Raw genomic sequence first — 1,623 nt, forward strand, 5'->3', positions numbered from 1 at the left:
TACAAGAGCCTCCGCGTCGACAGACACACCTACAAAGCCACCATCGACATCGAGATCTTGACGAAACCGATCAGCCCCTAACTTCACGGCCTTGAGCGTTAGCTGGGGGAGGGCGGGGCCCCCGCGCGCAGCGCCGGAAGAGGGCGGGTGGGTGGGGGAAGACCGGGCTACGACTGCGCCTGGCGCGTGCCCCGCGCCGCGTCCAGCGCGTACACGCAGTGGTCCTTGCTGCACGCGAACACCATGGCGTCCGCCGCCGCCGGCGTGCCCGTGATCGCGCCGCCGGTCTCCAGCTTCCAGCTGAGGCGGCCGCTCACCGCGTCCAGCGTGTAGAGGCAGTGGTCCTCGGAGCCGAAGTGCAGGCGGCCGCCGCTCACCACCGGGGAGCCGACGATGGAGTCGCCCGCGGCGAAGCGCCACCGCGGGGTGCCGCTGACCGCGTCGAGCGTGTACATCGCTGTACCGCTGCCGAGATGCACGAGGCCGTCCGCGACGAGGACCGGGTCGGTGCCGGCGCGGGCCTCCGTGGCGATGCGCCAGCGGTCGTCGCCCGTGGTGACGTCGAGCGCGTAGACCGTGCCGAGGTAGTCGGCGAAGTAGATGCCGGCCGCCCGGCTTCGCGGCGACTCGTACGTCGGCGGGCAGAGGATCGCGGCCGGCGCGTCGAAGCGCCACCGCTCGGCGCCGGTGGCCGCGTCGAGGGCGAGGACCCGGGAGCCGGCGCTGACGTGGACGACGCCGTCGTCGGTGGGGGCGACGCGGACCGGCACGCCGCCGGTGACCGAGGTGTCGCCGACCGGGTGGCGCCACAGCTCCGCGCCGGTGCGGGCCTCCAGGGCGTAGAGCAGGCCCTCGCCCCACAGGTAGACCACGCCTCCGTGCACCACGGGCGCCGTGTCCTGGGTCTCGAAGTCGGTCTGCGCGCCGGACAGTTCCCACAGCTGCTCGCCGTTGGCCGACTCCCACGCCTGCACGCCGCCGCCTCTGGTGGCGGTGACGACGGTGCCGCGGTCGGCACGCAGCGCGTAGATCCAGCCGTCGAGCGAGATCCGCCAGCGGTCGGCGCCGCCGGCGGCGTCGAGGGCGTAGAGGCTCGGCCCGTCGGAGGCGAGCACCCGGCCGCCGGTGACGGCCATCGACCAGGCGACCTCGCGGGTCTTGAACTGCCGCCGGCCGCTGGCCACGTCGAGCGCGTGCACCTCGAAGGAGGTGACGTAGAGCAGCCCGTCGCGGACCACGGGCGAGCCCCAGAGGTCGTTGTTCATCCGGAACCGCCAGGGCCGCCAGCGGGCCGGCGCGTGGGCCGGGGGCGCGGCGACGGGGGTCGAGGTGTGGTGCTGCGGGCCCGGGTGGGCGGTGCGCGGGCTCGGCATGGGGCCGGCCGAGGCGCCGGTGGGCGGGCGGGCCCAGTCCGGCGAGTGCGGCATCAGGTGGTCGCTCGGGCCGGCCGGGTCGCCGCGGTGCGGTCCTGGGCCGATCGGCACCCGGGCGCCGGGCAGCCGCACCGGGTCGTCGGTCGAGGGGCCGGCCACCGGCGGCGCGGCCCCCGAGGGCGGCGGGGTCGTCGGCGCGGAAGGCATGGGCGGCGGGGCCGTGGGCATCGGCGGCGCCGCGAGGAGCGGC

Annotated in this window: 1 protein-coding gene; it reads right to left on the minus strand. The window is 76.0% G+C overall.

What is annotated here, in order from left to right:
• Positions 1-167: 167 nt before the first annotated feature.
• Positions 168-1,623 (minus strand): outer membrane protein assembly factor BamB family protein (locus tag ACYVPE_RS39725; RefSeq protein WP_461038714.1); only part of this gene is annotated, 1,456 nt, incomplete at its 5' end.

This window comes from Streptomyces mayteni, assembly GCF_054783955.1.